We start from the raw sequence: 2,500 nt of genomic DNA on the forward strand, positions 1-2,500 counted from the left end.
ATGTAAAGTATTGGTTTATAGGTTGGGCGAAATTTTTCAAGAAAAACATTAAAAAAAAGTAAAAAAAAGTTTGCGATAAAGAAAAAATAGGTTGTATATTTGCAGCCGCTAAAAACGGGAACGTTGAGGCAAAAAGTTCACAAGAAATACTGATTAAGAAAAGGGTTTTGAAATGTTTCGAAAAAATTTTCAAAAAAAAATCAAAAAAGATTGTGGGATAAAAAAAAGGGTTTTATATTTGCACCCGCTTAACCGATAAGACGGTTTAGAAGAGAAGATAAAAGTTCATTAACATATTGAATTGACAGCGTAAAATTAGCATTGGAAACGATGTTAATTAAACAAAAGAATAGACCATTTTGAGTACTGAATAAAATTCCATATTAGTTGTTAAATAATATTTAAGATTTAACGATGAAGAGTTTGATCCTGGCTCAGGATGAACGCTAGCGGCAGGCCTAACACATGCAAGTCGAACGGTAACATAGAAAAGCTTGCTTTTCTGATGACGAGTGGCGCACGGGTGCGTAACGCGTATGCAATCTACCTTTTACAGGGGGATAGCCCAGAGAAATTTGGATTAATATCCCATAGTATCAAGAGTCGGCATCGGCATTTGATTAAAGATTTATCGGTAAAAGATGAGCATGCGTCCTATTAGCTAGATGGTGTGGTAACGGCACACCATGGCAACGATAGGTAGGGGCCCTGAGAGGGGGATCCCCCACACTGGTACTGAGACACGGACCAGACTCCTACGGGAGGCAGCAGTGAGGAATATTGGACAATGGGCGCAAGCCTGATCCAGCCATGCCGCGTGCAGGAAGACTGCCCTATGGGTTGTAAACTGCTTTTATACGGGAAGAAACACTCCCTCGTGAGGGAGCTTGACGGTACCGTAAGAATAAGGATCGGCTAACTCCGTGCCAGCAGCCGCGGTAATACGGAGGATCCAAGCGTTATCCGGAATCATTGGGTTTAAAGGGTCCGTAGGTGGATAATTAAGTCAGAGGTGAAATCCTGCAGCTCAACTGTAGAATTGCCTTTGATACTGGTTATCTTGAGTCATTATGAAGTGGTTAGAATATGTAGTGTAGCGGTGAAATGCATAGATATTACATAGAATACCAATTGCGAAGGCAGATCACTAATAATGTACTGACACTGATGGACGAAAGCGTGGGGAGCGAACAGGATTAGATACCCTGGTAGTCCACGCCGTAAACGATGGTCACTAGCTGTTCGGATTTCGGTCTGAGTGGCTAAGCGAAAGTGATAAGTGACCCACCTGGGGAGTACGTTCGCAAGAATGAAACTCAAAGGAATTGACGGGGGCCCGCACAAGCGGTGGAGCATGTGGTTTAATTCGATGATACGCGAGGAACCTTACCAGGGCTTAAATGTAAGTTGCATGATTTAGAGATAGATCTTTCTTCGGACTACTTACAAGGTGCTGCATGGTTGTCGTCAGCTCGTGCCGTGAGGTGTCAGGTTAAGTCCTATAACGAGCGCAACCCCTGTTGTTAGTTGCCAGCGAGTAATGTCGGGAACTCTAGCAAGACTGCCGGTGCAAACCGTGAGGAAGGTGGGGATGACGTCAAATCATCACGGCCCTTACGTCCTGGGCTACACACGTGCTACAATGGTAGGTACAGAGGGCAGCCACTGCGTGAGCAGGAGCGAATCCTAAAAACCTATCACAGTTCGGATCGGAGTCTGCAACTCGACTCCGTGAAGCTGGAATCGCTAGTAATCGGATATCAGCCATGATCCGGTGAATACGTTCCCGGGCCTTGTACACACCGCCCGTCAAGCCATGGAAGCTGGGAGTGCCTGAAGTCCGTCACCGCAAGGAGCGGCCTAGGGTAAAATTAGTAACTAGGGCTAAGTCGTAACAAGGTAGCCGTACCGGAAGGTGCGGCTGGAACACCTCCTTTCTAGAGAAAGACGACTAATAAGGAAGTTCAAAAAAGGAATAGTCTGTTCTTTTGCTGTTAATTTAAATGATCTATTATAGTAGAGTCTCATAGCTCAGCTGGTTAGAGCGCTACACTGATAATGTAGAGGTCGGCAGTTCGAGTCTGCCTGAGACTACTAAATTAATAGGAAATTCTGGAAGTTGAGTAGTGGTTATAGTCTAACTACTAACTACTATGTACTAACGACTAGTATATGGGGGATTAGCTCAGCTGGCTAGAGCGCCTGCCTTGCACGCAGGAGGTCATCGGTTCGACTCCGATATTCTCCACAATAGCGAAAGCTAAAAAGTTCATTGACATATTGAAAAAGATACATGAAAATTAGATAGAAATATTTAATAAAATTAAATTATTGTAACGAGCAATAATTGTAACTCATTAAAAAGACAAAAAGTACAATAAGCTAAATAAGAGCGTATGGGGAATGCCTAGGCTCTCAGAGGCGATGAAGGACGTGATAAGCTGCGAAAAGCTGCGGGGATTGGCACATACAAATTGATCCGCAGATATCCGAATGGGGC

2 tRNA genes and 2 rRNA genes (1 of these 4 cut by a window edge) are annotated in these 2,500 nt (G+C 43.9%); all 4 read left to right on the plus strand.

From position 1 onward, the window contains the following. Positions 1-411 precede the first annotated feature (411 nt). Positions 412-1,937 (plus strand): 16S ribosomal RNA (locus tag ABD011_RS15665). 83 nt (positions 1,938-2,020) lie between these two features. After that, positions 2,021-2,094: transfer RNA gene (locus ABD011_RS15670), tRNA-Ile, on the plus strand. An 80-nt stretch (positions 2,095-2,174) separates the two neighbouring features. Then, positions 2,175-2,248, plus strand: a tRNA-Ala gene (locus ABD011_RS15675). A gap of 127 nt (positions 2,249-2,375) precedes the next feature. After that, positions 2,376-2,500, plus strand: a 23S ribosomal RNA gene (locus tag ABD011_RS15680); it runs 2,691 nt beyond the window's last position. Together the 16S and 23S rRNA genes with 2 tRNA genes alongside form the textbook arrangement of a ribosomal RNA operon.

The organism is Gaetbulibacter jejuensis, from assembly GCF_039524015.1.
GTDB classification, from domain to species: domain Bacteria; phylum Bacteroidota; class Bacteroidia; order Flavobacteriales; family Flavobacteriaceae; genus Gaetbulibacter_B; species Gaetbulibacter_B jejuensis.